General features: G+C 59.5%; 23 protein-coding genes. 8 read left to right on the top strand and 15 right to left on the bottom strand.

The features are described from left to right. The first annotated feature begins 12 nt into the window (after positions 1 to 12). The gene (locus ACY9XZ_RS19775; protein WP_463458705.1) at positions 13 to 837 is read left to right on the top strand and encodes an IS5 family transposase; all 825 of its coding nucleotides are present in this window, start codon (positions 13 to 15) and stop codon (positions 835 to 837) included. Positions 838 to 853: 16 nt separating this feature from the next. Next, complete coding sequence (locus tag ACY9XZ_RS19770; RefSeq protein WP_463458704.1) at positions 854 to 1081, top strand: PadR family transcriptional regulator; 228 nt, start codon at positions 854 to 856, stop codon at positions 1079 to 1081. A gap of 22 nt (positions 1082 to 1103) precedes the next feature. Here ACY9XZ_RS19770 and ACY9XZ_RS19765 read toward each other — a convergent pair whose 3' ends face one another. Next, complete coding sequence (locus tag ACY9XZ_RS19765) at positions 1104 to 2048, bottom strand: transcription initiation factor IIB (RefSeq protein WP_463458703.1); 945 nt, start codon at positions 2046 to 2048, stop codon at positions 1104 to 1106. 198 nt (positions 2049 to 2246) lie between these two features. Between ACY9XZ_RS19765 and ACY9XZ_RS19760 the strand changes: the two genes are divergently transcribed. Next, positions 2247 to 2696 carry a hypothetical protein gene (locus ACY9XZ_RS19760; RefSeq protein WP_463458702.1) on the top strand — a complete coding sequence of 150 codons (450 nt, stop codon included), beginning with the start codon at positions 2247 to 2249 and terminating at the stop codon, positions 2694 to 2696. A gap of 315 nt (positions 2697 to 3011) precedes the next feature. On the opposite strand, the gene ACY9XZ_RS19755 is transcribed toward ACY9XZ_RS19760, so the two are convergent. After that, a protein-coding gene (locus tag ACY9XZ_RS19755) for an IS630 family transposase (RefSeq protein WP_463458701.1) occupies positions 3012 to 4012 on the bottom strand; the annotation gives its coding sequence in 2 pieces (ribosomal slippage) (positions 3012 to 3523 and positions 3523 to 4012; 1002 coding nt in all). A gap of 47 nt (positions 4013 to 4059) precedes the next feature. On the opposite strand from ACY9XZ_RS19755, the gene ACY9XZ_RS19750 reads away from it, so the two are divergent. The 3 genes from ACY9XZ_RS19750 (at position 4060) to ACY9XZ_RS19740 (ending at position 7235) form a co-directional block, all read left to right on the top strand. Next, positions 4060 to 4674 carry a hypothetical protein gene (locus ACY9XZ_RS19750; protein ID WP_463458700.1) on the top strand — a complete coding sequence of 205 codons (615 nt, stop codon included), beginning with the start codon at positions 4060 to 4062 and terminating at the stop codon, positions 4672 to 4674. A gap of 134 nt (positions 4675 to 4808) precedes the next feature. After that, positions 4809 to 6512 carry a hypothetical protein gene (locus ACY9XZ_RS19745; RefSeq protein WP_463458699.1) on the top strand — a complete coding sequence of 568 codons (1704 nt, stop codon included), beginning with the start codon at positions 4809 to 4811 and terminating at the stop codon, positions 6510 to 6512. Positions 6513 to 6596: 84 nt separating this feature from the next. Then, positions 6597 to 7235, top strand: coding sequence for a hypothetical protein (locus tag ACY9XZ_RS19740; protein ID WP_458262626.1), 639 nt, complete (start codon positions 6597 to 6599; stop codon positions 7233 to 7235). Positions 7236 to 7797: 562 nt separating this feature from the next. Here ACY9XZ_RS19740 and ACY9XZ_RS19735 read toward each other — a convergent pair. Together ACY9XZ_RS19735 and ACY9XZ_RS19730 are read right to left on the bottom strand one after the other, a co-directional pair. Then, positions 7798 to 8664 (bottom strand): DNA-binding protein, encoded by an 867-nt coding sequence (locus ACY9XZ_RS19735; RefSeq protein WP_463458698.1) that lies wholly within the window; start codon positions 8662 to 8664, stop codon positions 7798 to 7800. A 584-nt stretch (positions 8665 to 9248) separates the two neighbouring features. Next, the gene (locus ACY9XZ_RS19730; RefSeq protein ID WP_463458697.1) at positions 9249 to 9512 is read right to left on the bottom strand and encodes a HalOD1 output domain-containing protein; all 264 of its coding nucleotides are present in this window, start codon (positions 9510 to 9512) and stop codon (positions 9249 to 9251) included. A 121-nt stretch (positions 9513 to 9633) separates the two neighbouring features. Between ACY9XZ_RS19730 and ACY9XZ_RS19725 the strand changes: the two genes are divergently transcribed. Further along, entirely contained in the window at positions 9634 to 9894 is a 261-nt protein-coding gene (locus tag ACY9XZ_RS19725) for a MarR family transcriptional regulator (RefSeq protein ID WP_463458696.1), read from the top strand. 2 nt (positions 9895 to 9896) lie between these two features. Here the strand turns inward: ACY9XZ_RS19725 and ACY9XZ_RS19720 are convergent, their stop codons facing one another. From ACY9XZ_RS19720 to ACY9XZ_RS19695, 6 genes are all read right to left on the bottom strand, one after another. Beyond that, the gene (locus ACY9XZ_RS19720; protein WP_463458695.1) at positions 9897 to 10406 is read right to left on the bottom strand and encodes a hypothetical protein; all 510 of its coding nucleotides are present in this window, start codon (positions 10404 to 10406) and stop codon (positions 9897 to 9899) included. Further along, the gene (locus ACY9XZ_RS19715; RefSeq protein WP_463458694.1) at positions 10403 to 10999 is read right to left on the bottom strand and encodes a DUF7437 domain-containing protein; all 597 of its coding nucleotides are present in this window, start codon (positions 10997 to 10999) and stop codon (positions 10403 to 10405) included. Before ACY9XZ_RS19715 ends, ACY9XZ_RS19720 begins: the two co-directional genes overlap by 4 nt. 49 nt (positions 11000 to 11048) lie before the next feature. Continuing rightward, positions 11049 to 11384 carry a DUF7558 family protein gene (locus tag ACY9XZ_RS19710; protein WP_463458693.1) on the bottom strand — a complete coding sequence of 112 codons (336 nt, stop codon included), beginning with the start codon at positions 11382 to 11384 and terminating at the stop codon, positions 11049 to 11051. Next, positions 11384 to 11674, bottom strand: coding sequence for a hypothetical protein (locus tag ACY9XZ_RS19705; RefSeq protein ID WP_463458692.1), 291 nt, complete (start codon positions 11672 to 11674; stop codon positions 11384 to 11386). The genes ACY9XZ_RS19710 and ACY9XZ_RS19705 overlap by 1 nt, the downstream gene beginning before the upstream one ends. A gap of 73 nt (positions 11675 to 11747) precedes the next feature. Continuing rightward, on the bottom strand, positions 11748 to 12293 hold the full coding sequence (locus ACY9XZ_RS19700) for a hypothetical protein (RefSeq protein ID WP_463458691.1): 546 nt from the start codon (positions 12291 to 12293) through the stop codon (positions 11748 to 11750). Positions 12294 to 12475: 182 nt separating this feature from the next. Beyond that, positions 12476 to 12916 carry a hypothetical protein gene (locus ACY9XZ_RS19695; RefSeq protein ID WP_463458690.1) on the bottom strand — a complete coding sequence of 147 codons (441 nt, stop codon included), beginning with the start codon at positions 12914 to 12916 and terminating at the stop codon, positions 12476 to 12478. A 661-nt stretch (positions 12917 to 13577) separates the two neighbouring features. Here ACY9XZ_RS19695 and ACY9XZ_RS19690 point away from each other — a divergent pair. Further along, a complete protein-coding gene (locus tag ACY9XZ_RS19690) occupies positions 13578 to 15350 on the top strand; it encodes a hypothetical protein (RefSeq protein ID WP_463458689.1) in 1773 nt (590 codons plus the stop codon). A 100-nt stretch (positions 15351 to 15450) separates the two neighbouring features. Here ACY9XZ_RS19690 and ACY9XZ_RS19685 read toward each other — a convergent pair whose 3' ends face one another. From ACY9XZ_RS19685 to ACY9XZ_RS19665, 5 genes are read right to left on the bottom strand one after another with little or no spacing between them, the layout of a single operon-like run. Continuing rightward, positions 15451 to 16974 carry a primase-associated protein gene (locus tag ACY9XZ_RS19685; protein WP_463458688.1) on the bottom strand — a complete coding sequence of 508 codons (1524 nt, stop codon included), beginning with the start codon at positions 16972 to 16974 and terminating at the stop codon, positions 15451 to 15453. Then, complete coding sequence (locus tag ACY9XZ_RS19680; RefSeq protein WP_463458687.1) at positions 16971 to 17855, bottom strand: bifunctional DNA primase/polymerase; 885 nt, start codon at positions 17853 to 17855, stop codon at positions 16971 to 16973. Before ACY9XZ_RS19680 ends, ACY9XZ_RS19685 begins: the two co-directional genes overlap by 4 nt. After that, a complete protein-coding gene (locus ACY9XZ_RS19675) occupies positions 17852 to 21673 on the bottom strand; it encodes an ATP-binding protein (RefSeq protein ID WP_463458686.1) in 3822 nt (1273 codons plus the stop codon). The genes ACY9XZ_RS19680 and ACY9XZ_RS19675 overlap by 4 nt, the downstream gene beginning before the upstream one ends. Next, complete coding sequence (locus ACY9XZ_RS19670) at positions 21666 to 23900, bottom strand: VirB4 family type IV secretion system protein (RefSeq protein ID WP_463458685.1); 2235 nt, start codon at positions 23898 to 23900, stop codon at positions 21666 to 21668. The genes ACY9XZ_RS19675 and ACY9XZ_RS19670 overlap by 8 nt, the downstream gene beginning before the upstream one ends. Next, positions 23884 to 25005 (bottom strand): hypothetical protein, encoded by a 1122-nt coding sequence (locus ACY9XZ_RS19665; protein ID WP_463458684.1) that lies wholly within the window; start codon positions 25003 to 25005, stop codon positions 23884 to 23886. The genes ACY9XZ_RS19670 and ACY9XZ_RS19665 overlap by 17 nt, the downstream gene beginning before the upstream one ends.

Genomic DNA, 25005 nt, shown 5'->3' with positions numbered 1-25005 from the left:
GGCGGATGGTTCATGTCCAAAATTTCCCGCTTCACTGGAAAAGTAGTGACGTTGGCTAAAAGTGCTGTTGGTGGCAGAGGCGAATCCGCCGCCCCGCAGGGTGGCGGCGGATTCGCCGACTACGCGGTTGTTTCGCTGCATTGTCTGCGGATTTACTTGGAGAAATCCTACCGCGAAGCGCTCGATCTCCTGAGCGAGATGCCACAAATACTGGCGGAGATCGGCCTTGAGAAGGCCGATCTCCCTGATCACTCGACGCTAGTAAAAGCGTTTGATAGGATCAAGATGGCGGTCTGGCGAGTGCTGCTGCGCCTATCGGCGCAGCTGCACGAGCCATCTGGTCATGCTGCGATGGACGCGACGTTTTTCGACCGCGAAAACGCGAGCAAACACTACTGCCGTCGGACGAATTATCGTGTTCAGACGCTCAAAACAACCGCTCTCGTCGATACAGCGTCACAAGCTATCCTCGACGTTCACTGCACGACCGAGAAACGTCACGACACGCAGATCGGCTGGCAACTCGCCCGGCGCAACGCGGGCGAGTTGCGCAGTCTCGCCGCTGACAAAGGCTACGACTGGCAGCGATTACGTGATAAGCTCCGGGAAGAGGACGTAAGACCGCTGATCAAGCATCGAGAGTTCCGTCCCATCGATCACGCGCATAACGCGCGGATCGATGGGACTCTCTACGGCCAGAGAGCGTTGTCTGAGACCGTCTTCTCCGTGATCAAGCGCACGCTCGGCGATGCCGTGCGTGCGCGAAGTTGGTACCGTGAGTTCCGTGAAATCGTCCTGATGTGTGCCGTCTACAACATCAAGCGTGCCGTCAACTAGCGAAATCAAGCGTCGTATGGCGATTCACCACGGCCAATTGGATATCCTCCGACAGCTACGCTCTAAACCACTTCACGGCTATGGGCTTGCCGCTGAACTGAACCTGAGTCATGGGTATATCTACACACATCTCGGTGAACTACAGGAGGCAGGGATGATCGAAGTAGCGGAGGAACGCGACGGGAAGAAGATCTATCGACTTACCCAGAACGGTCAGTATTTGGTGAAAGCCTTCGACGATTAACCAAGGTTTCAGAGCCTTCGCGCTACGCGGGGGCTGACTTCGAATCGTCGACCTCCTCTAGTTCGTTCCATCGTGTGCGTATCGTTACTGGCGTTGTCTCCGCCACCTCTGCGAGATCTGTTTGCGTGAGAAATTGTCCCTGCTCTCGAGCAGCCTTATAGAGGCAGGCCGCTGCGACACCTGTCGGTTGGCATCCGTTCGAGATAATTGTCTCTTCAGCGCTCTTTGCGAGTTCAAACGCCCGCTGTCGGACCGTGTCAGCGACGTCCAATTCTGACGCGAAGCGCGGAATGAATGACTGCGGCCTCCTCGGTGGGGTAGGAAGCCCTAATTCTGTATTCAGCGTTTTGTACGCGTTTCTCACTCGAGACAGTTCGACGCGTGCTGAATCAGCGACTTCATCGAGTATCACTGCTCGACCGTTACACCGGCAGGCCCCGTAGACGCTAGCCGCGGCGATGGCCTCGATGGACCTTCCTCGAAGCAGATCCTCGTTCTGGGCGCTCCGGAAGAGCTGACACGCCTGGTCACGGACCGAATCGGAGAGCTCGAGGGCACTCGCTAACCGACGCACTTCGCCCAATCCGTGGGCGAGATTGCGTTCCGCTTTCGACCGCCAGCGACCCCGAGTCTGCTCACGGCGCATCCGCGCGAGTCGCCGTCGCTTCTGCCCGGAGAGTTCGTTCCCCTTCGCGTCGGTGCCGCGACCGATCTCCGTCGACAGGCCGCGATCGTGGCGGGCCGCAGTGAGTGGAGCACCCGTTCGCTCGCGCTCCTCGTCGTCGTACGCCCGCCACTCCGGCCCGTGATCGATGCGCTGTTCGTCGATGACCAGGCCACAGTCCTCGCAGACCGTTTCGACCGCGTTCGTGGTGACTCGGCCGTCGCACTCGGGACACTGGTTCGCACTCGATTCCGTTCGGACGTCTTCGTCGAATCCGCTCTCGTAGATGTCTCTGGTTGCCATCGTTCTCACCGTGTTCAGGGAACTCGCCAGTTCGGCGCGCCCCTCACCCATTGAGGGGTAAATAAACTCTACGCGGGACTGAAGGGCCTATATCGGGCGCAGAAGAGTTGCCCCCAACACGAGACACAGTTTACAGCAAACAGTCTGCTACTCAAGATATATGCCACTTTATTGTTTCAGAGTATTTGAGATAGCTCTATGGAGCGGGTCGACTGGAGAGCATTCGAAGACCGGGTAAATCGCTACTTTGAGCAGTATTTCGGACGGAGTTTCATCCGGGAGAAAGAATGGCGAGTTGGTCGAGAACAAGTCCATAAGTTCGATTCGGTCTCGAAAGATGGAGAGATCGTTATCGAATGTAAGAGCTACACTTGGGTTAATGGCGAAGATATCCCTCCTGCCAAGATATCCACTCTGAACGAGACTCTGCTGTTTCTGAGCCGCGTCGAAGCAGAACGGAAAATGATAGTAATACAAGACGACTTCAGAGACAGCGACGGCAAAAGTCTCGCCGAATACTACGTCGACCACTACGGTGGCCTAATGGACGATGTCGAAGTGTGGAGTTATATCCCACAGAGTTCGATCGAGGACGACGAAGTGGAGCAGATCAGAGAATCTGGTGAAGTATACTATGAAAAGTTGTAACAGCGGTCTCAAGACGCCCATATTCATCAGCTGATTTCTTGCCCATACCATATTCCCACGTTTTACGACATTTGCCTAAGAACTAAGCAGCATATCGGATATATGGGGACAGAAGACAATCCAGATCAGTATCCTATACGCCCGCGAGACCCGAAGCACAGCGGGCTTCAGATACTCAAGATACCTGTTGTGTTGGGAATCTACGCCATCCCTGCCATCCTCAAAGCTGTGAACTGGACATTTCCAGACTCTACGCTACAAATCATAGGGGCCTTGATTTGTCTACTATTTCCCCTTGTCTGGCTATAGTAGACGTTAGAAATAATTGCTCACTTTGGGGATAGAGAGTTGATCAAGAGCAGTATCAATCGCTGTTGTGAGCTCAGCAAGCGAGTCGAAGAATCGGTTGCTAAGTGCTGATTGTAGTTGTCTCCAGCACTCCTCAACGGGATTGAGTTCTGGCGAGTACGCCGGCAACGTTACGAAGGCGAGGTCGTCACGGGCCGCCAGGTCCGTGACGGCCGACGCCTGAAAATACGGCGCTCCATCCAGCACGATGAGTAAGTCATCTTCGAATTCTTTGCATAATGCAAGAATGAAATGTTTGGCGTGTTTGGCGGTTACGTACTCTTCGAATCGAGCGAAAAAGCGATCACCGTCTTCGGTGATCGCGCCCAACAGACATGTCCAGTCGCGTTGGCCGGATAATTCGACAGACGGCCGCGTGCCGCGGGGAAACCACGCGGCACGCGGCTCGACTTGCACGGATTTCTTGGTTTGATCGATACAGACTACTGTGGCGTCCATTTCCCGCCGCTTTTTTTGACCTCTTCGCGGAACGTTTCTTGCTCGTCAGCATCGGATTCGGCGGCTGTCCGGCGTGGTTTTTGATAGCTCAATCCCGCTTCTTTGAGCAACCGCCGGCAGCTCGGGATTGAGTACTCGACATCGTAGGTCTCGTCGAGATACTGCTGGACGAGCGCCGGCGTCCACGCCGGCGCGTCGAACCCAACTTCTTTGGGAGATTCGTGCACAGTTTGGTCAAACTCTTCTTGCTGTGTTTCTGATAGCTTTCGTTTTCTCCCGGATCGATGAGCATCAGAGACGGCTTGCTCAAGCGGTTCGTCCGTATCGAGTCGCATGAGCCAGCTATAGATCGTTCTTCGACCAGTGTCGTGCCACTCTGCAAGTTCGGTCTGTGTCACGCCATTCTTGTACGCAATCGCCGCTAACAACCGTTGTGTCGGCCTGTTTCCTTCAACCTTGTCAAGGGCGTCTTGGAGTTCTTCGACGGATATCTCGTCGAGATGGTCCATTGGATACAATAACGATATAAGGGCGGAAAGTTCTAACGGTTACTATAGTGATCGGTGTTATCCATCACTCTGAGGCACGCGACGATATCGGATTCTACCAGCGGGAGATCGGAGAAACTGAACTGGATACTATTATCGGCCTTCCACAGTCAGGGAAGTGGGCTCCAGATTATAATCCTGTGGAACCGCCGACAAAGATCGAATACAATCAGGATCCTGACTTGGACACACTCCGAGTCGAATACCAGTCACTAGTATCTGAGGCACAGTACCGTGACAAACTGCTGCTCCGGACAACGTACTTCGCACTCGGTGCAATAGCATTATTCGCTGGAATCCTCACAACAGAGACATCTTCCAAAGCGATACCAGCAATAGTGATGCTGGCGTCAATAGTGATGCTTGCCTTCGCAATCGCCGCAAACTCCTACAAAGACTCAAGGGATGCACTCTGGGACAGAATCGGTCGGCTAGAGAATACCGTTCCAGAGCTCCGAGGATACTTGACGACATTCAACACAGTTCGAGCGATGGATCTACGCCTCCTTAATACCGTCAGCCTCTCGTCCTATTCTGTCGGGCTGATAATATTTATGACAGTAGTAACATACGCTCTGTACTTCTGGAGTGTGTTATTTATGTCGCTGAACGGAGCTACATAAGCGGGTCCACTTGCTGGTTGAACCAATAAGGAAAATCTAATTTCCTGAGGAATCAGATGTCATTCCCAAGGAAAACGCGAACCCGGAGTCAGGTGTTAAACACCTACGGAAGATATAATGAAAATAAAGCGCTGATGTACGTCTACGTGCCTTCTACAGAGACTATACAGGAACATTGGGAGAAGGCTGAAGAAGAACCCAGAGAAGCCTTTAGCTTCACCTCCGACTTAGAGATCTTTATCAGGTTCATCGATGATAACCCAGAGACAGCGAACGAGAAGATCCCAGAAAACTTAGGGCCGATATCCCATTTCCACCCTCTGATAGCAGCAATCGAAGCCCTGCGCCAGTGGAAGATCAACAATGGATCTTACGACCACGCACGAGCCGCGAAACATCTCCTCAGCAAATCTCTTCAGCAGGGACTAAGGGAGGAGCACGATTCGATCATCGTCAGATCTCTTCAGGAACTGGTCGCCCTCCAAGCCAAACTATCTCACGACAACTCGTCTGAACTCTCCACCGCCGTCGACTTCTTAGACGACAGATACTACGAAGAGGAGAAGGGCACGAGAACCGGATTCGAGGAAACGATAGACCTCGTACTTGAACACACGGACCCTGACAAATCCTTCGACCGAGGTCTACTCCAACGGCTCTTTGTGATTTGTATCGTCCGTGCGAACCGGTATAGACAGGAAGACCACGAACTGGGGGAGAATGTCACCGACCAGAACGCCTGCCGCGATTTCCTGGGAAAAGCCATCGAGATCGGAAGAGCACTCGATATCGACGACGCCGGCCTCAAACGGAGATACACGGAAGAATACTGGCGATACGTCGAAACACAAGGCGAGCGAGACGCTTTGCTGAAAGGTAATATAATCGACGAGGCTCTTCGTGACCCGATCGTATCCGAAACGCTGGACGACGATGAGAAGGTGGAGTGGAAGAACGAGATGCAGGACTCGATCCGGGAAGGTGGACGAGAGCTGAAGAACTCCGGGAAGAAAATCCAGAAAGCAGCCCCAGGAACGCTGAAAGCACAGTCAGAAACTCTTCAGGATATCTTCAAAAATATCGCAGTCCACGACAACCCTACGAAGGCACTCTACTGGCTTGTAAACGAGTTCGAGCTGCTCCCACCGTTCGGAGAACAGGACTCGGAGCACTTCTCGCTAATCGATCACGTAGACAACCTTCATCCGCAGCTGTCAGGCCACCTCACTCAGGTCGGTCCTGACGACGACATCACTCAGGACTACGCTCAAGACCTACTCCAATCCCATGTAGTGATCTCCGGAGCGGTCATCAAACTGATCGAAGAGAGATGGCTTCGGGAACGGGACTTCTTCCGTCTACTGAATATGATCTCCGGGCTTTCAAACCACACCATCTGGTACCTTACGGATGCCGTCAACCACCTTTTCGACAAAGAATATGTCGCCTCCATCCACATCAGCATCCCCCGACTCGAATCAACCCTCTACGAACTCCTGAACGATCTCGGAGACGACGTCGTCCGGCAAATGGACGGCGGCACCGGCACAAGAACACTCACACCACTCATCTCCCAGATCGACACCCACGCAGGAGAAGAATTTCAGGAATACATCGAGTACGCGTACAACGAGAAAACCGGAGAAACCGCCGACGGCAACATGAGAAACCGGACAGCGCACGGTCACCTCCGAATAGGACAGGACCACCACATCAACGCCGTCATGCCAATAGTAGACATCCTCCGGATCGGCTACCAGCTCAGACCTACCCCCTTCGTAGCGAAATTCGGCCATCCATGTAAATATCTCTACGTCAACGGTGGTCCGCTCCCGTAACCAAAGGCTCAGGAATCCGGTGACCATCACCGTCAGTTCGCTTAAATACAAGCTTCTCATATATATTTGCCAAGACGGTGCTACGTGGCCGTGTTCGGGAAAATACAGTCCGGGCTGACTCGACTCTACGCAAAGAACCGGGGAGGAGTTACCGACACCGGAGAATACTCTGCCAGCGGGATCTCACGGACCGTGTACTGGTTCCACGACGAGAGCAAACGGATGGGAGACTACTCTCCGCTCGGCACCCTCCTGATGAACGAGCAAGCCAAGGAGGACTTTTCAGAAGATGTCGTCGACTACGTTTTCCTCCATGAGGTTGGCCACGACCAGATGGGATTCATTGGGAGGGCCCTGTTCTGGACATTCTACCTAACGTTCGGCCTGCTCTTCCTCGCCGGGATAATGGCCTTACCACGCACACTCGTTGTAGCTTTCCAGTTCGCACCCTCCACGGTGATGCTGCCTGCCTACCTGATCATAGGGATCGGGATCACTATCGCCGCTATACTTCCGTTCGTAGCCGTTTGCTGGATCGATGAGACACTGGCCGAACTCTTTGCTATCTCCAAGATCGGACGATCACAGTATCGATCCGTACTCGACGAGGTCAAGGAAGAATCCGATGCTGGACTCCTTCACAATATCCGCCTCCGAATCCAGTACCCGCCCGAACCACTGATTCTCTGGATCGCACGTAAGCGAGGGATCGGCGGCCAATAGAACCCTACATCCGTGAGAGAATTTATGCGACTTCGTCTGAAAGGGAACAGGTAAGGAATGGTGGGTGTCCTCGGGACAATTCGATACGTCATCAACACCTATCTCAGTAGTGCCGTCGGTAACTTCTTCCAGTTCGGCCGCCAGCAATTAGCTCTTCTCGTAGTACTTGCCCTCGCCGGATCAGCACTCCTCGGTGTCTCACCGGTAGAAGCCATCAAAACAGTGGGAGCGATAAGTCTACGCCGAACTACCGCTCTCTGGGGAATCACCTCTGTGCGGCGAGCTGTCACCACTGGCCTAATCGAGATTCTAGTCTGGGAAGGAATCGCCTTCCTCGGGTGCGCTGTCAGCGGCTTCCGGCTGTACCAAAACACGGACTGAACCACAACAATCCCTCCGAATTCATCTCCTTGACTGTCGGATCAAGGACGAGTTCTGACGTGATTGGCTGGTTACGAAGGTCGTGGCTGCGCGCGCAGCGAAGCGAGCACGGAGCGGAGGGTGGGGCGGTGGGGCCTGGGCCGGTCCGGCACACAGCAAAAAAGAAGGCTGCGTCAGCTGGCTACTCTTCCCACCACCGACCGCGCTCCGGGAACTCGATCCGCGACCACCCGGTCAGCGCGATTGAGCACCGACCTTCGTACCAGTTCTTGGCTGCTGCCCGGAACCGCACTGTCTGACCTTCACGCACCACCGTCTGCCCGGATTTCTCCCAGCAGGTGAACTTGATTTTCCCGCTGTCATCTGCTATCAGCCCGACTTGTTGAATCACGCTACTACTGGGAGACCAGAGTTCGATTACCTCGCCTTCGACCGTTACCTCACCGACCGGGACGTCCGGCACATCCGCGATGGGCACGATTGCCCCCGGCGCCGCCTTCAGTTCCTCGAGGGTCTCCAACACCGCCTTCGTGAGGTCCCGCCCGTGTTGCACCTTCTCGGCCAGCTGCTTCGCGACGACCGCTCTCGACCAACCGCCCTGCACCTCGTCGCTGATCCGCATCGCCTGCTCGTTGACTGCCGCGAGTTCCTCTTGCGTCAGCTTCTCCCGGGGATCCGTGCGCTCCGCCGGCGCCGGCTCGTCACGGCCACACTGCTCGCTGACGACTTCCCGCGTGCGCTGCTCCCGACTCTCCTGCGTGCCCAGCTCGGCCTGGGCACTGATGCGCTCCAGTTCAGCTTCCCGCGCCCGAATGCGCTCCTCCTGTTCGAGGGTGACGCCGTGAATCCGGTCCTCGCTCGTGTCCGCGATCCCGTCCGGGTGGTTCGCATCCACCTTCGCCTGCGTCTCCTGCTCGACCGCGGCCTCGAACTCCGGCGTCTCGTCGACGACCGGGAAGCCGTCTTCATCGACGGCCTGACCGCCCGCTTTCTCGAATGCCTGTTCATCGACCGAAACGACCTTTCCGCTAGCGTTGTTACTGGACATTGGAATCACACCAGATTCCGAAGGCGCTCACGCGCCGACTCCGCGATGCTCCTACATCGCGGTTTTCCGACGACAACGACCGACAGAACCATCTGCGCGCTCTCGCTCGCGCCTTCGCGAGCGCCCTACCGGGCGCGAGCGAGAGCGCGCCTGCATGAGGTGGCCCCAACCAGCACCGCGCGCCGACCCGCCCGGAGCGAGCGGCCAGCGGAGTAAGCGTGGGGGGTGAGCAGCCACGCCGCGCAACCCCTCGCGCTTACCCGCTGGCGCCGAGGGCACATGCACTTTAGCCCGGAACGGGCGCGGGCGGTGCGGAGAGCGCCCGCACGCCCGGAATGGTCGGTCGCGAGCGACGCGGAGGACGGCAGCGGCGAGCGGGGCGGGCCGCTACGTACACACCTGTTCACCCGGCTACGTCGCTCGGTGAGGCATCTACCGGCCTGGCGGACTCAGAAAGGGCGAGGCCGCCTCGGCCGTCCCCCGACCCCGCAAGCACCGCAGGCACGAGGCGCGCAGCGGCGGTCGCGGGACGTCGAGCGGCCGAGGGCTTTCGGGTGCCATTCCCGATGTTGACCGCGATCTAGCTACTGCTCCGTAGAATTCGAGTCTTCGTCGTCAATCAGGACGTCGACGCTCTCTGGTGTCACCGCAAGGCGGATTCCTTCCACGGTGAACTGTACTTCCACGTTTCCGTTCGACGAGTTCAAGATCTGCTCGAGTGCTTCGACGTCGACAGCGTCGTACAGCTGGTACTCGTCCCGATCCAACCCACACGCTTCGAGCGTCTCGATAATCTCGACGACGAGGTTCGGCGATGCCCCGGGTCCCGTCCTTGAAGAGCAATTCATCTCAACGCTCGACGCTTAGGGCGGCCGGCATTTAAAGACCAATGAGTCAATTGTAGTTGCTTGAAGATTTTCTGGTTGACTTAGCGCGTTCGGGATAGCGTCGGCGCAACCACAAGCGATTATGCGCTTTGACGCCGACTGGATGTCTCGCGCTGATGACCGCATTCTGGAGCATCTTGCTGAAGCCGGTCCCGATACCCCAAAGGAAATGGCGGACAGTGACCGGGTTCGCTTCTCCCGTCAACACATTAATGCCCGCTGCAAGACGCTGGTCGAATACGGCCTCCTCGTCCACCTCGGCAACGGCGTCTACGATATCACGCGAACGGGAGAGCAGTATCTCGCCGGCGACCTCGACGCTCGTGACCTTGGCCCCGAATAGCGTCAGCTGTCGCCGGCGACTAGGTCCTCGATGAACCGGAACCCGTTCACGAACGTCATCGAGTCACCGTACCCCTCGCTCGCGAGCACGGTTTCGGCCCCCTCGCCGGCCGCGATATCGGTCGTGTAGATGTACACATTGGTCGCCGTTCCCGCGCTGAGGTTTTGGGCAGCTAGGGCGGCGAGGGCGGCGTCGGCACGCTCGACTTCGTCGGCAGGACGGTCATCGGCGTTCGCGATGTACCGCTGGACGCCATCCATCACCCGCGAGACGACCGGCTCGGAGAACTCGAGCGGCGCCGCAACCGTCGCCCATCCCTCGTCGATCGCGGTGTCGACGGGTGGCGCCTCGACGTCGGACTCGTCGACGGTCAGCTCCTCGTACACCCGTTCGGGGAGGACGAAGGTGATGTCGTTCCTGCGAGCAAACCGCCGAACAGCCTTGTACCGGCTGTTCGAGGGCTGCCCCATCGCGACGAACAGGCCGGTGTCGGCGATGTGGAGCCGGCTCACGCGTCGCCAGCGCCGTCGGCGTCGATGTCCAACTGCTCGAGTCCTGCCCCAGCTTCCTCAATCTCGTAATGTTCGTGGACGACGGGTCGCAGCGCCTGGAGGATCATCTCCGCAGCCAGGGGTGAGATGTCCAGATCCTCGGCCATCAGGCGGTGGGTCACCTCGCCGCGCTCGCGGGCGACGGCGTAGGTGAGCGCCGTCGCGAGGCCGGCGACGCCGTGGCGGTCGATGTAGGTGTCGATGTCGGCGTCCGTCTCGCGGCGGCCGACGGCGTCGATGAGCGCCGGCGTGATCGTGTACTCGCGGTCGCCGGCGGCCGTCGTCACGGTCAGGTCGATCTCCCGGGCGGCGTACCGGCGTGGCTGTTCGTCGTCGGTGACGTCGACGACGCCGGCGTCGACGAGCCGGTTGACGTAGCTGTAGGCCGTCCCCTGAGCGAGTTCGAGGTCGTCCATCACGTCCTGGACGGTCGCCTCCCCCTCCCGGGCGAGGTACGCGTACAGCTGGGCGAGCTGTGGCTCCTCGAGGAGATCGGCGACCGAGAGGAAGTCCTGGACGATGTCGCCGTCGGCGCGGTTTGAGGTACGTGACACGATTCGGTCTTGATTACAGTTTACAGCGAACCAGTAAAGAGTGTTTGGGTCACTCTGCCGGCGTCGCGACGAGATGCTCCTCGAGATCGCGCGTCCAGTACGTCGCGAGACCACTCGGACTACAGCGGGCGCACAGTTGCAATGGGCCTTCCAGATGCCCCAATTCGACCCGGAATCGGGTGAGCGCCGCGAGCGTGTCGACGACCAGTCCACAGCCGTCACAGGCGACGTGATCGCGCTCGTCGGGATCCGGCCGCGTCTGAATCGCGCAGTCGACGCAGATCGGGTGGGTGACCCGCTCGTCCTGTCCCCAGGTGTGCGCTTTGCCAGTCTCGGTACCGGGCGGCGCGTCGCAGAACGCGCAGCCGACGAGGGTCTGCTGCATCACTCGCCCTCCGCGTCAGCGTCGCGGCCGGCCGTCCAGCCGCGATGGAAGACGGCCAGCTGCGTCGATGAGTCGAACGCCGTACCGCTCGGCTCGTGAACCAGAACGTGGTCTTCAGGAACCGGAGTGACGACGGCCGCGTCGACGAGGTCGTTGACCAGGCGCTGGACCGACGCGTCGTCGATGTCCGCCATGTCGACGCTGGTGGCGTCGCGGTCCTGGGCAAGCTGTTCTTTCTCGAACTGTTCGTAGTCGCGACTCGTGTCGTCGTGCGGATCGGGACCAAGCATGGTGAGTCACGCAGCGCACGCTGTTGCGCGCTGCACGCATCCTGGCGCAGATAAACAGTCAGGGCCGACAGTATCAGTCCGGTCGCGGGTCGCGATAGCCGATGACGGCGACGTCGTCGATGAACAGGACGCCCTTCATGAAGTCGAGCTTGGTCAGGCTGTGCTGGTAGAGGTTATGCCGCCCGAGATAGTTCACCGGCACCACCAGACAGCCGAACTCGATCTTCGGCCGGCCGTCCTTCTGGGTGCGGTACCCCTTCTGGAACTTGAGGAGGTCGTCGCTGACGTTCTTCCGCTCGCTCTTCTCGACCTCGATGGCGATGCGGGCGTCGGCGTCGTAGAGATCGACGCTGTAGTTAAACCCCTGATGCGACCAGAGCTTGCAGTTCGGGTTGTAGCCGCCGGCGGCGTCCCCTTCGTACTCGTACTGCGAGAGCCCGTCGGCGATGGCGGCATCGAACCCACCGACCTCCGTGTGTTTCGTCGAGTCGTCGAAGACGCTGGCCGGGACGGCCTCGACGGCCGACCGAATCGACGCCAGCGCATCGTCCGGAAACGCCTCGGACGAAGTTTGGGTACGGCGCTCGCTTAGTTTGGTGACCTCCTCGACGACGACCATACTCGCTCTCGAGGAGTAGCGGCCCGATAAAACCCGTCGCGACCGCCGTTCGAGCCGACCGGTCGCCAGGATTCACTCACTCGAAGAGTCGGGCGGTGGGTGGGGGCGAGGGAGTGGGTCCTGCCCTAGCGTTAACCAACACTGTGTCGGTATCGATTCGGAATGTTGGTTAAGACTAGCTGCTACGGCGATCGGAGCTCTCGAACTGGCTTCACGACGAAGGTGTCTGGCTCGCTGGCTGCTCTCTCACCTGCCCGCTCCGTTGACGTCGACGCCGACCGCGTGAGCTGGGTGATGAGTTCGTCGCGAACGGTTCGTCGAGGGACGGTAGTCTCGTGCCAGCCCAGTCGGTCGTCGAAGTGCCGTTTCTGGAACTGCTCGCCGACGTCGTCGGCGGCGACGTACTGCGTCCGCGTCGACCGCCCGACCTGGTGGGCGACGAAGACGGCGCCTACGGCCTCGTGTGTGAGCTCGACGAGGGCACACTCCACGAGCGCGACGACCGACGCGTGATCCCGGTCGGTCGGAACCGTCATTTCGAGGTCCGCCCACGGCGCCTCACCGTCGGGGGTAGTTGCTGCGTGATCCGCTGCTCGTTCCCTGCTGCGTTGTTCCGAAGCCATCGTCTATCGGGGGCACGTGATGCGCCCCGCCACCCCCCTCGCGGGGGCGACAGACCCCACCGAAACGCACCCCGTCAACCTATGCGCTAATTCTGATACGTCCGTAGTTCCGCTACCCCTCTGATGGCCCCTCGGCCTGAGAGAGCCGGCGGCCTTCGCACACTGCATATCGCCTCTTTCTTTGGACGAAAACCGCGATATGCAAGACAATATGACGCCCTCAAATCGGAGAAGAACTCCGTCGGGCCGATTTGAGGAGGTAGAAAATACCTCGACGAGTTCCGGAGTAATGCCGTAATCTCAAAAATTGCTCGACAGCAGGGTAACGAAGGTGATTACGGCCGTATCTGGATAACTTTGAATCGTTGCTTCACCTGGACTGAATCTCTCGAGATCCTCCGACTCGGCACTTCGAATTGTGGAATATCCCCGATTCCCTCGATTCCGGCCGTGTTAGCCGCTGAAAATTGCTCGACGGGGTTATAGTGGAATCTGTTTCTACTATCTAGTAAATTCTTATAATTCATCTGTTTTGATGGGTTTCAGCTGACGTGCTGAACACGGGGCGCGTATCTTGCTTGATGTTCCATCTGATTGTTGCTGGATAGACGGCTGTGCAAATACTTACAGTTAATAAACCTCGAGAACCACTCCCTGGAAAATGGCGGAATTATTTATATTCACACTTTTCGCCACCATTGTCGCCATCTACAGCGTTCTACCGCGTTATCGACAGCTCCGAGTTACCTATACACTCTGGAACAAACCTTTTGCAGCCCTTCTCACAGCTCTCGGACTGACCGTTCTAGCGAGCTACGCCGGAAGCATCTACTTACAGAACACCGACAAAACCACACTTTGGAGCCTGACTACCTCTTACACACAATCCCCTATCGAAATCACTGCTCTCGAAATCGAATTCATCCAGTTAGCTGCGGCCATCACGATCATGGGCATATTCCTCGGAGTCTTCCTAAGCAAAAGCGTGCGTATTCGCAACGAACAAATGCTCTTATCCACACTTCGAGACCTCTACAACCGGGGCGAATACGCTACGCTCGTGGAAGTACTTCGGGACAACTATACACCCCTTATCGACCACCCGAAGAAACCCACTCCACCGAGTGAACAACAATGGCGAGACATCGATATTACAGTCACACACACCCTTATCGAGACTGAAGAAGAAGCAGAAGAACTCGATGACTCTTCGCCTTTGATCGAATATGTAGAGGAAGATAACGCAGAGCAAACTGCTCGTGAGCGTGTACGAGACATCTTTGAACTGAAGCGTCGGCAAGCAACATACTACCTCGCAGCGCTACGGTACCGGCTTGCAGACTCGGCAGAAGACGCCTCCAGTTACACAGAAACTCTGCTGTTGGACCCTGAATTCGGCGCTAAACACCCAATTCTTGACCCTGGGCTCGGGATTGACATCATCTTAGACACCGACCTCGACGGGTTTCGGCGTCGAGACGTTACGCACCAGTACCTCACAACGCTCCTTCGAGAAGAAAACAGCTTGCTGTATCAAGAAATCTCGAATAATATGTCGATGGCCGGGATCTACCGATATCGAGTTGATCCCGATAATCGGTTGTTGCATGCGTTGTTCTCGGATTGCTCTCGTGCTGAGGAATTAGATGCGTACAAGCCGGTCGGGGATACGGCCAAAGAGATGCTGCGCGATCAGGGAACGAAGGACTACGATAAGTACAACGCTCAGCGGTTGACATCCGTGAATCGCTCGAAGGACTACGTGTTTAACGACCCGCTCTTCATCGCCATCAGTTTCCTTGATATTATGGTGCGTGAGGCGTTCTACCAGCGAATTGACTGGCATATGTGGTTGTATTATTACGAATCGATGACGCGCCTAATGTGCGAGAACTACGAGAATACGGAGGAAACTGATCCAGATAGCGAATGGCCGAACGACTACTCCCGATTTATGTATGAGATGATCAGTAACATGGGAGATTTACTCCGGATTATGGAACGGCTGGTTAAAAACGACGAGTATGATGTGAAGGATGAGGATGGCGACTTTGAGGAATTCATAGCGCTAGAATCGTATCGGCGTGATCGAGGTGGGACCATTCCTAAGTCGGCAGTAGAGATTATGTTGTCGTGTCACCAGGAGATTCTGACGACTGAAGAGATTCCACACCAGTTCAAGAAGTATATCACGGAAATCCTATTCACGAGGTGTAGCGACTTGAGAGAGTATGAAGAGGGATCATTGCCGTGGAAGTATAGTGAGTTCATGTTACGGCGTCTGGAGGCGATGATTGAGGGGCGCTCTGGGCCGGAATATCACCGGGAGCTAGAGTTAGTGTACAACGATGGAGTTCGTCACGAAATTGTTGCAAAGGGGGCTACTGGAGGGTGGATTGTGGATGAATTGGACGAGCTGATCCAATCGTCATAAGCTGTTGCTGAGGGTGGTGTTTCTATCATTGACTGTATGATTATAGGACTATACCGGTGCGAAGCCAACGATAGACTGCTGCCATACCCCACTCTCTGAATCAGAATTGCTCAGTGGGGCCGGCGGACTCCTCCTCAACCTGCTCGTACATCTCGTCCGGGAACGGGAGGCTGCCCCAGATCGAGTAGGGACACTGGTCCTGGCCGATACAGTAGCGCTGTAGATCGTCGTTATCGCAGTTCATCGGCAACGGCGTGTCGCCGTCGATCGTGTTCGAGAATTCGTAGCGAACCTGGTACTCGGTCTCCTGCTCGTCGTACCACGGCCACCGGGAGAAGACGTCCTTGAGGTCCGCGACGATCTCGTCAAGGCTGCTGTCCTGGTACTGCGGGAGCCACATCACCATCCGCGCGAAGTTGTAGAGATCCTTTCGAACAGGCTTCTTCTCGTGTAGCCGCTCCTCCATATTCGCCATACAGGGGAGTTCAAAGAGGTCCTCGATCTCTCGCACTTCGATCTGTTCGGCGCCGGTTCCGGCTCGCCCGATTCGGTACGTATTGACGCGCCCGTCGCGGTCGATGGTGACAGCCGAGTGGGACTCGTGGTCAGCCAGCGTCTTCGCGAGACTGCTCGGACTCGATATCCAGTCCGTTACAGAGGATTCCCACTCGTCCTCGGCGTCGTACGCCGTAACCGCTCGATAGAGCTCCTTCGCCGTGTGGAACTCACCCTTTTGCGCCACGTCGTCGGGCGCATCACTAAGAGCCCGCCGGAGGACGCGAATCGTCCGTTCCCCACGGTCCCAGTTCCGCCAGATGCGCTCGTGATGGCCGGTCTCGAGGAAGCGGTCGATCCGCTCCGTAATTGCCGACTCGTTCGTGGTCAGCCACGATAGCTGGTCGTCGGAGAGCCCGTCTTCTTGCACCCGCAGGAGCTTCTTGAACGCCCGCTCAGCGTAGTCCCGATACTTGCTGTCGAAATCACCGACCGGGACGTACAGATTGTTGTCCTTCACTCGCGTCAGTATCTCCCCGCCATCGTCATTCCCTGTCGACGACTCGTCCTCCCGAACGAGACATTTGCGTGACGCCGCCGCCATCGGGATTTCGAGGTAGAGGCCATCCCCGAACTCCGGCATCTCCGTGATGCCCGTACAGACCCGGCCCGGGTGCGGGCCATCTTCACCGGGCTCCTTGCTGTACAGCACGTCGGCGATGTCCTGTTGGAGCGACCCATCGCCGTGGGCGCGGATGAGGGAGGCGAGATTGTTGACGTACAGCTCTCGGATGTCGTAGAGCACCTGGATGTTCCGGGGCGACGCGTGCTCGAACTTCGGGTGCTCTTTCACACAGATCGCACTCAGCGTCGCGAGCACAGAGAGCGTCCCCGGCTCGTCGACGAACGGCTCTTCGGCGGCGTCGGCACGAACCTGCTCTTTGAACGCCGCCGTCCCGAACCGCTCGACGTCGTTCACGAGGTCCTCGGGTTGGTCCTCGCCGTCGACGACGTATCGATTGTAACCACGCGTAAACAGCTGGTTGATCCGGGTCTCACCGTACTCCAGCGGGAGTGCCGCAACTCGATACGCCATGTCTTCGTCGTCGGTGGGCGTACTCGGACTCATTCGTCGATCACCTCGGGTGTCGCCGACCGAACGTCGAACGCCGGGCTCTCGATTGGTTGAACGATGCTACAGACGTCGGCGTGCAGCGAGTAAGGCAGGCGAGCGACACGTCGGCGGTCGGCCGTCACGACGGGGTCGATCGGGATGTCGTACGTCTCGAGAAGGAGGTCGTTCAACACCTCGCGACTCTGCTCGTCGTAACGGTGCGCCGGGTCGGAATCCAGCAGGTAGACGTGGACCCCCTGCCCGCTGTAGACGACCATCGTCTCCTCGGCGTCGAAATCGTCCTCAAAGATGTCGCGCACCTCGAACCCGTACTCGATGGCGCGGTCGACGTCTTCGAAGGCGTACGGATACCCCTCGGGAGCGGTGTCGAGGATACCCGCAGCGTCGAGGAGCGCATCGTTGTCCTGATCATCGACGGCCGCCGACACCATCTCGTCCGCTCGGTCTCGGGCGATCTCTTTGGCGTCGATATCGACGAGGAGGACCCAGGGTCGTTCCCAGTGATCCAGCGCGTAGTAGACGGCGTCGGGACGTGGGTCCGGTTGCTCCAGCACCTCCGGATCAGCAAGCGCGAACTCGCTCCGCCCCAGCGGGTCGTTGCGAGCTGGATGCCGAATGAACTCAACGACGTCCTCGAAGTCGTCGAACTCGGGCGTTGTTCGGTCGCCCGACGCATCTGTTTGCCACGTATCCCGCCGGATGAAGTCCTTGTCCGGCACCTCGTCTTTGCGAACCGGGTGGGACTCGCGGAAGGCGACGGCGTACTGTTTCGGGCCGGTCGCCGTGATGAATTCGGGCAGGTCATCCAGATAGCGGGGGAATTCTTCGGCGTAGTAGGCGTAAATCTCCTCGCGGGTCGCCTGTCGCCAGGTCATTGGTTGAGTTCTTGATCGAGATTTTTGAAGCCCCGTACAGTGGTAAGTCCCGCAGCATCGAGGTCTTCGACGGCGTCTCTGATGGTCGCGAACGACCGTGCCGCCCGGCCGCTGACCCGCTCGCCGATCCGCTCCGCGTCGGCAAGGCTCTCCAGGACGTCGAGCGCCGTCTCGCGATTGTTGAAGGCCCAGATCGCGTCCGCGTCCACCGCGCTGAGTTTGTCGTAATCCTCGACCGGGGCGTGCCGGTTGTTACTCGCGAGCTCTGCTTCGCCGGCCCAGACGAGATCGCCGTCCGCGTCGAAGCCGGCCACGTCCAGTACGGTGCCGTCGTCGGTTTCGTAGTACGGTTCCACGCGAACGACGTTATCCCGCTGCTGGAGCCAGAGCTCGAGGAGCCGGACGCCCACCTTGTGTGGCGTTTTCTCGCCGAGATCGCCCGCTCCTGGCCCCGCCTTCAATTCTCTCCCGAGGAGGTCTCGACCGTCCGGGAGGACGGTGTAGTACTTGCGCCCCGCCGCGGAGTCCGCTTCCAGGAGGCCCTGCTCCGTGAGCCGCTCCACATGGAGGTCGTCGAATTCGTCCCGAAGCTGGCTCATCCTGTCCAGTAGCGTGTACTCGTCGTCCTCTCGGTTCATCACGTCGAGGACCCGATTCAGGAATCGGACGTCGTCTCGGCTGAGCCCGCGTTGTTGGAGTTCGTCATCGGGAACGGGTACGCTGCTTTCCTGGACGGGCGTTGCCCCGTTCTCCGGCTCCGCTGTTTGGTCACCAGCTGACTCCTCGTCCGTCTCGGTGGCCTGCCCGAACAGGGGGCTCATCGCTGACTCGTCTGCATCTGGGTCGCTGTCCGTCTCGGGCTGGGTGGTCGACGTCGATGCGTCCTCGGTCGTCGATTCGCTGATGAACGCGGATTGCGTCGGGTCGGTCGCTGCATCGCCGTCGGCAGCCGAGCCCGTCGTCTCACCCCCCGAACTCCCCCAGCCAGTCTCCTCTGGGGAAGTGGTCGACTCAGTCGGCTCTGTCAGCCCGTACTGGGCCTGTGTCCGCTCGACCATCCGTGGCCGGGACACGGACTCGAAATGGTCTTCCTGGGGCTCTGTGAGCGGCTGGTCGCTTTCTGGATGCCCCGGCGCAATCGGCAGCGGCTTCAGCGAAAACGGCGGCGGCCCAGTCTCTCCGAACGACGGACTCGGGAGTTGGGCGATCCACTCGCCACTTGGGAGCGTGTTGATTCGGTTGCGGAGTTCGGTCGGGCTGAGGTCCTCGTGGGCAAGCGACTCCGCGAGGTCGCGCTCGATCGAGATGTTGCCGATGAGCTTCGTCTTGATGTTGTTCAGCACCTCGTCATAGGCCCGCTCGTTCCGATTCCGCACCTGTTCGGGGAACTGCATCACGAGTCCCATACTCAGGCCGAACGACCGGCCCTGCGGCAGGAGCTGTTCGGAGACGAGCTTCGTCGACGCGACCGGTGCCGCCTCCTCGATGATGAGGTTCGTGAGCTTCTCGTAGTCGGTCTGGCCGTCGCGCCGGCGCACCTGGACGGCGTCCCAGAGATTGCTCAACAGTAGTAGGGTGATCGCTCGCTGGGCCTCCGGCCGCAGGTCGCCGAGGTCGAAGATGATGGTGGCGTCTTCATCGAGGAACTCGCGGAAGTCGAACCGGTTGTCGACGTACTCGCCGGCGTCATTCTGCTCGGGGACGTGGCTGAAGATCCGCCGGAGATGCGCGTCCTCTTTGAGCTTGTCGAGGCGGTTCCCGACGGCGTCCATCGACACCTGGAACTGGTGGTTGTCCTTCGCGAAGTGGCGCGTCAGCGATTCCTCGATGTTCTGGTTATCCGCTGAGACCGGGGGAATCGTCTGGTCGCGCTGCATCCGGAGCGCGGCGGCGAAGAGGTCGTCCAAGCCGAACACGTCGCTCCCGTACTCCTCGTCGAACAGCGCCTTAATCAGGTAGCTGAGGATCTCGTTCGCGACGAACGCCTGCCCGTACTGCTCGCGGCCCATAATCATCCGGAGGATGTCGTGGAAGTGGTCGACCTTATCCTGAATCGCGTCCTCTCGGTTGCGACCCGCCTCGAGCGCAGGTCGGATGTCGAAGAAGGAGAACGCGGGGATTGTCTCCGGGACGCGGAAGTGGTAGACGTCGTCGAGGCCACTGAACCGCTCGTAGTGGCAGCGCAGGTAGTTCTCACACATCCCGTCCCCCTTCGGGTCGACGAGGACGACGGGGCCACCAGTCGTCTCACGGAGCGAGAGCGCGTCGTTGATGATGGCCTTCGACTTCCCGCCACCAGTCGACGCGAACCGGCCGTAATGCGTCGGCAGCAGGTCCGGTGGGATCCGGATGGGGTCCGGCCGTGGCTCACCGTTTTCGTCGAGCGCGTAGCCGATGGCCATCCCGTCCTGGAACTGCTGGATCAGATCCGGATTGGGCCACGGGAGCGGATTCCGACTCTGCTGTTCGGCCCTCGTTCCCCGCGTCCCTTCGACGGTCAACTGTTCGGAAGAGGGGACGAGGACGAAGTTCGCGAGCTCCGTCCCGCTGAGGACCAGCTCGGGGCGGGTCTTCCCGCGTCCCGTCGTCAACTCGCGATTGAGGAGGCGCTGGAGAGCGGCCCGTGCCTTCTTCTCCTTCGTTTTCTCACGGAAGCCGCTGTCCCGGAGGCGTTGCCCCTCGACCTCGTAGAACGGTCCATCAAGCGGGTCGAACACGGGGAGGAGCGAGTCCATCCGGGCATCGAGGTCGTCGCGGGTGTCGTCGGTGGGGACGCCGACGGCCCGGATGTTGACCGTGAACGACCGTTTAGCGTTCTTCGCATCGATGTACTCGATCCGCTTCTCGACGGCCTCGCTGAGCTGCCGGTCGTCCTGGTCGCTCCGCTGCTCCTCGACCTCGAGTAACGACCCGACGACCTCCTGGAAGAACGTGTCGCGGCCATCGACGAGGTCCTCTTTCCGTACCTCCGCGTCGGACTGCCAGCTAGCACGCCGTTGGAAGACGACTTGGAACGCGGTCGGCGCTGTTGCCTCCATCAGGTGATCGATCAGCGACGCCAGCGCCGCGCCCGGTTCGTCGACGGACGAGAGGTCGCCGTTCGTTTCCTCCGCCGTGAACGGCGTCAGCGAGGTCATCCAGTCCTGCTTCCGCGACGCGGCGCCACACCACCGGACACCGAGCGGCGAGACAGCGTCTTGTGCCGGGCGAGCCAGAATCGTTCCCGTCGGTGTCATCGTCGGCTTCTCGATGGCCCGTCGCTCTTCCTCGTCGTCTGGAAGTGCATCGGGCGGCGCTAGTTCCAGGGCTGTGCCCCCAACAGTCACGTGATGATCGGGGACGCTCGTGGTTGCCGTACCGCCGTCGACAACGGGGTCTGCTTCGGCTGCCTCGGAATCCACTGATTCCTCGTCGATATCGTACTGTTCTGCCGGGTCAAACTCGTACTGCAGCCGCCCGGCCTCGTAGTGGTCGACGAATTCCTGCGGTGTGAACTCGACTGGCTGAATGAGACGAGCGGCGACGTCGACGTCGACGCGCTCGATGTCGAACGTGGCCGGATAGATGGAGCGGAGGCGTTTCTCAACCGTATCGAGGTGGGCGTCGGCCCCGTAGAAGAACTCCACCGGGTCGTCGGGTCCATCACTGATTGCGAGGAACTCGAATCGGGGTGGTGTCTCACTGTGGAGCGGGTTCAGCTTCGCCCCGAGGCCCGACGAGCCGGGCGTGGTCAGCTTGTGGAGACTGTCGAGGACGCGGGAGATGCTCTCCGGGTCAAGTCGCTCGGATGTCGGCGTGACGCGCAAGTACTCAGCCATCGTTGGTCTCCTCCGTTGACCCGCCGTCTGGCTCAGCTTCGACGGCGTCTGATTCCTCGTTCAGTTCGCTCGTTTCGTTCGTTCCGTTCGTTGCTCGATGCTCGAGCTCTTCCTGGAACTCCTCCATCTCGGTATCGACGGCTTCGTCGCCGGCGCCGGGCAGTGAGGATCGGACCTGTGAGGTCGGGTCGAAGTCGATGACCTGCTTCTCCTTGGGCATCGCTTTGACCTGGATGCCGCGCCACTCGCCGTCGACGCCCACGAGTGCCTCGGAGAAGCCGGCGTCCTCGTTGCCCGGCACGGCATCTTGGACGAACCGCATCTGTGCGTAGTTCAGGCCGAACTCGTCGGCCCACTCCTCGTCCATCCCGTCGAGGCGGTGGAACTGCTTGACCGCACACTGGTCCAGAATGGCCTCGCTCTCGGCGTGCTCGAAGAACTCGTCGACGGTCTGCGTGACCAGTCGAATCGAGAGGTCGTGATGCCGGTGGTGGCGGAACACCGTCTCGAGGAACGCCAGGCTCGCGGCGTCCTGCATGATGTAGCGCGCCTCGTCGATGTAGAACACGACCTCCTTCTCCGAGACTTTCGCCCGCTCGTACACCAGCGAGATGAGTAGCTGCATCGTCAGCGCCGTGCTGCTGTCGACGCTGCCCTCCTGCTGGGCGAGGTCGAGGTAGATGACCTTCTCGTCGCGGATATCGAAGTCGGACTCCTGGCCGAGGTTGGCGTGCCGACCGTCGTCCTCGAAGGGGCGGAGCTGGTCGAGGAGCCACGTCGCGTCCTCTTTGATCTTCCCCGCCTCCTCGTCGGACCGGACGACGAATTCCTCGGGGTCGTTGACCATCTCTTCGAAGACGTCCATCATATCCTGGATCGTCGGACTCGGGTTGTCGTGCGTCGAGATGTCGTCGGTGATGCCGTTGCGCTTGTACGCTCGCTTGAGCCCGAGTTCGAGCGTCGTCCGGCGGTCACCCAGCGAGATGCCCCGCAGCGCGAAGAAGTTGGTGAGGAAGCTCATCGCGTCGTCGAGCTTCTCGTTGAACGGGCTCGCGTCCTCGCCCATCGCCCGCTGGACGTGCTCGGGCGTCTCCCGAATCTCCAAGGGGTTCAGTCCCAGCGTCCCGCCGACCGTGATGCGTTTGGCATCGAGCGCTTCGGCGACCCCCGCCCAGTTGTTCAACGGCTCGAGGATGATGCCGATACGGTCCTTGCTCTGCTCGATCGACCGGATGAAGTTCTGTTTCGAACTGAACGACTTCCCGGAGCCGGTGTCGCCGACGGTGAACATCGCGTACCCGTTGTCCCGCGCGAACGGGTCGATGACGACCGGGCTCTGGTTGTCTTTGTGAATCCCGAACTCGACGCCGCCCTCCTCGAGGATCGTCGCGTTGTGCGGCGAGGACAGCAGCGCGCCGACGGCGCCGCCGAGCGCGATTGACGTACGACCGAATTCGTTGTCACCGATGGGTGCGGCGGACTGAAGGGCGAGATCCTGCCGGCAGATCGCCGTCTTCGGCGTGAGGTTCGCCGGGTCGTCGCGGAGCGCGCTCTTGACCTTCTGGACGGCGTCGCGGAGTTCCTCCTTCTCGTCGGCTCTGACCGTGATGAACATCCCTTGGTCGAAGACGTTCGCGCCGTTCTCGACGGCCTTGTACGTCGCTGCGGCCTCGTTGGCGCGTTCCTGTAGGTAGGCACTCCGCACGCTCTGTTCGAGGTCAGCGTCCACCTGAAGGTCGTCAGCGATATCCTGCAGTTCGTTCCGCGCCCGCTCCTGGTTCTTCGGCGTGATGTGGGCCGTCAAATCGAACTGCACGTCCGTCATCTCGAAGAGCTCGGAGAGGTAGCCGTCGTTGGGGTAGTCGGGGTAGTCAGCGATGTACAGCGTCGTCGTCCACTGCTCGCCGACCCGTGCCGCGCGCGTTTCCCACTCAATCGCCGCCGGCGCGGTCACCGTTTTGTGTGACTCGGCGATGTCGTCGAGAAGTTGGCGTTCGGCCGCGCCCTGTTCGATGGTCTCCTCGTCGAGGAGATCCGAGAACTCGACCTCTTCCTCGTCGTCTTCGGTGTACCAGTCCCAGAGGAGTTTCCCGCCGATCCCGACTAGTACCGCGAGCAGGATGTAGAGAGCCGCACCTTCAGCTGAGGTCGGATTCGTGACCCACTCTGTGAGCTGGCCGACGGCTCCGCTGCCCGTCTGGAGGACGAGGTTACGCATCGTGGTCATCCTCCCGGCGCGAGTGGCCGATGATGGGTTGTTCGCGAACGACGCTCTCTGCGTCGTCGTACTCGTGTTCGCGGCCGTTCCAGAAGTCCATATTCAACACGAAGAGCTCGACCGTGCTGAGCCGGCGTGCGGACCAGCCCGACGCCTGCTGGATGAACTCCGACCGCACGTCGTTGACTCGGCTATCGAGTTTTTCGAACATCTGTGCGCGGCGCTCGACGTCGGTGAGGTCCTCGCGGCGGGTTACAAACGGGTTGAACAGGAACCCGATGACGGGGAACTGCGTCAGCTTCTCGGCCGGTGTCCCCTCGTCTCGGAAGCGGTCATAGACCTCCAGCGGGGTAACTTGGACGCCGATGTAGTACCGCATCTGCTGGATGCCCCGTTCGCGCATCTCCTTCGGTCGCGTCTCCCGATACTCTTCAAGGAGTTCCCGGAAGATGGGGTTCTCTTTGACGTCCTCGTCGTTTAGGCGGTCTTCGATGTTCTCGGTGATCTGTTCGACCGGGAACGAGCGGGTCGTGGCGTGGAGTTTGAGTTTCGAGTCCAGTTCCTTGTTGGCGAACTCCTCGCCGGCGTCTTGGAGCTGTGCCCAGTCGTCGGACATCGCGAAGTCCATGTTTCCGGGATCGATCTCGATGAACGCCTCCATCGTGCCGTCGGCGCGCTGGATCGCGCCGGCCCCCGGCCACGCCCGTTCGATGTTCGTGAGGTCCTGCGTCCGCTCGTCGGGCTTGAACGGTGTGTAGTTCGCGAGCCCGCCCTCGTTCCGCTCTGTCTCGTTGGTGCTACTGTCGGCGTCCTCCGGGGCGCTGAACGTGATCTGGGGGCGTTTGACGTAGCGATAGACGTCTTTCGTCCACGTCCACGCGTTGAGGTGGTCGGGCGAGACGTAGACGATCGCGACGCCGAACCCGAACCCACCTGCGACGAACGGGAGGGCGAGTGATTCGATGCCGGTGAGGCCGGCGATGAACAGGCCGACGATCGGGAAGGCGATCAGGACGCCGACGTCGCCTTCCTCGATGTTGAGGTAGGGGATGCGGCTCTCCTCACCGAACTGGTCCATGATGCGCCGTGCGGCTGCGTCTTGGTCGATGGACAT

The sequence above is a fragment of the Haloarcula sp. HT12 genome (assembly GCF_055271655.1).
Note: the sequence above shows the minus strand (reverse complement) of the source record. Positions and strands in the feature narration are given on the sequence as shown.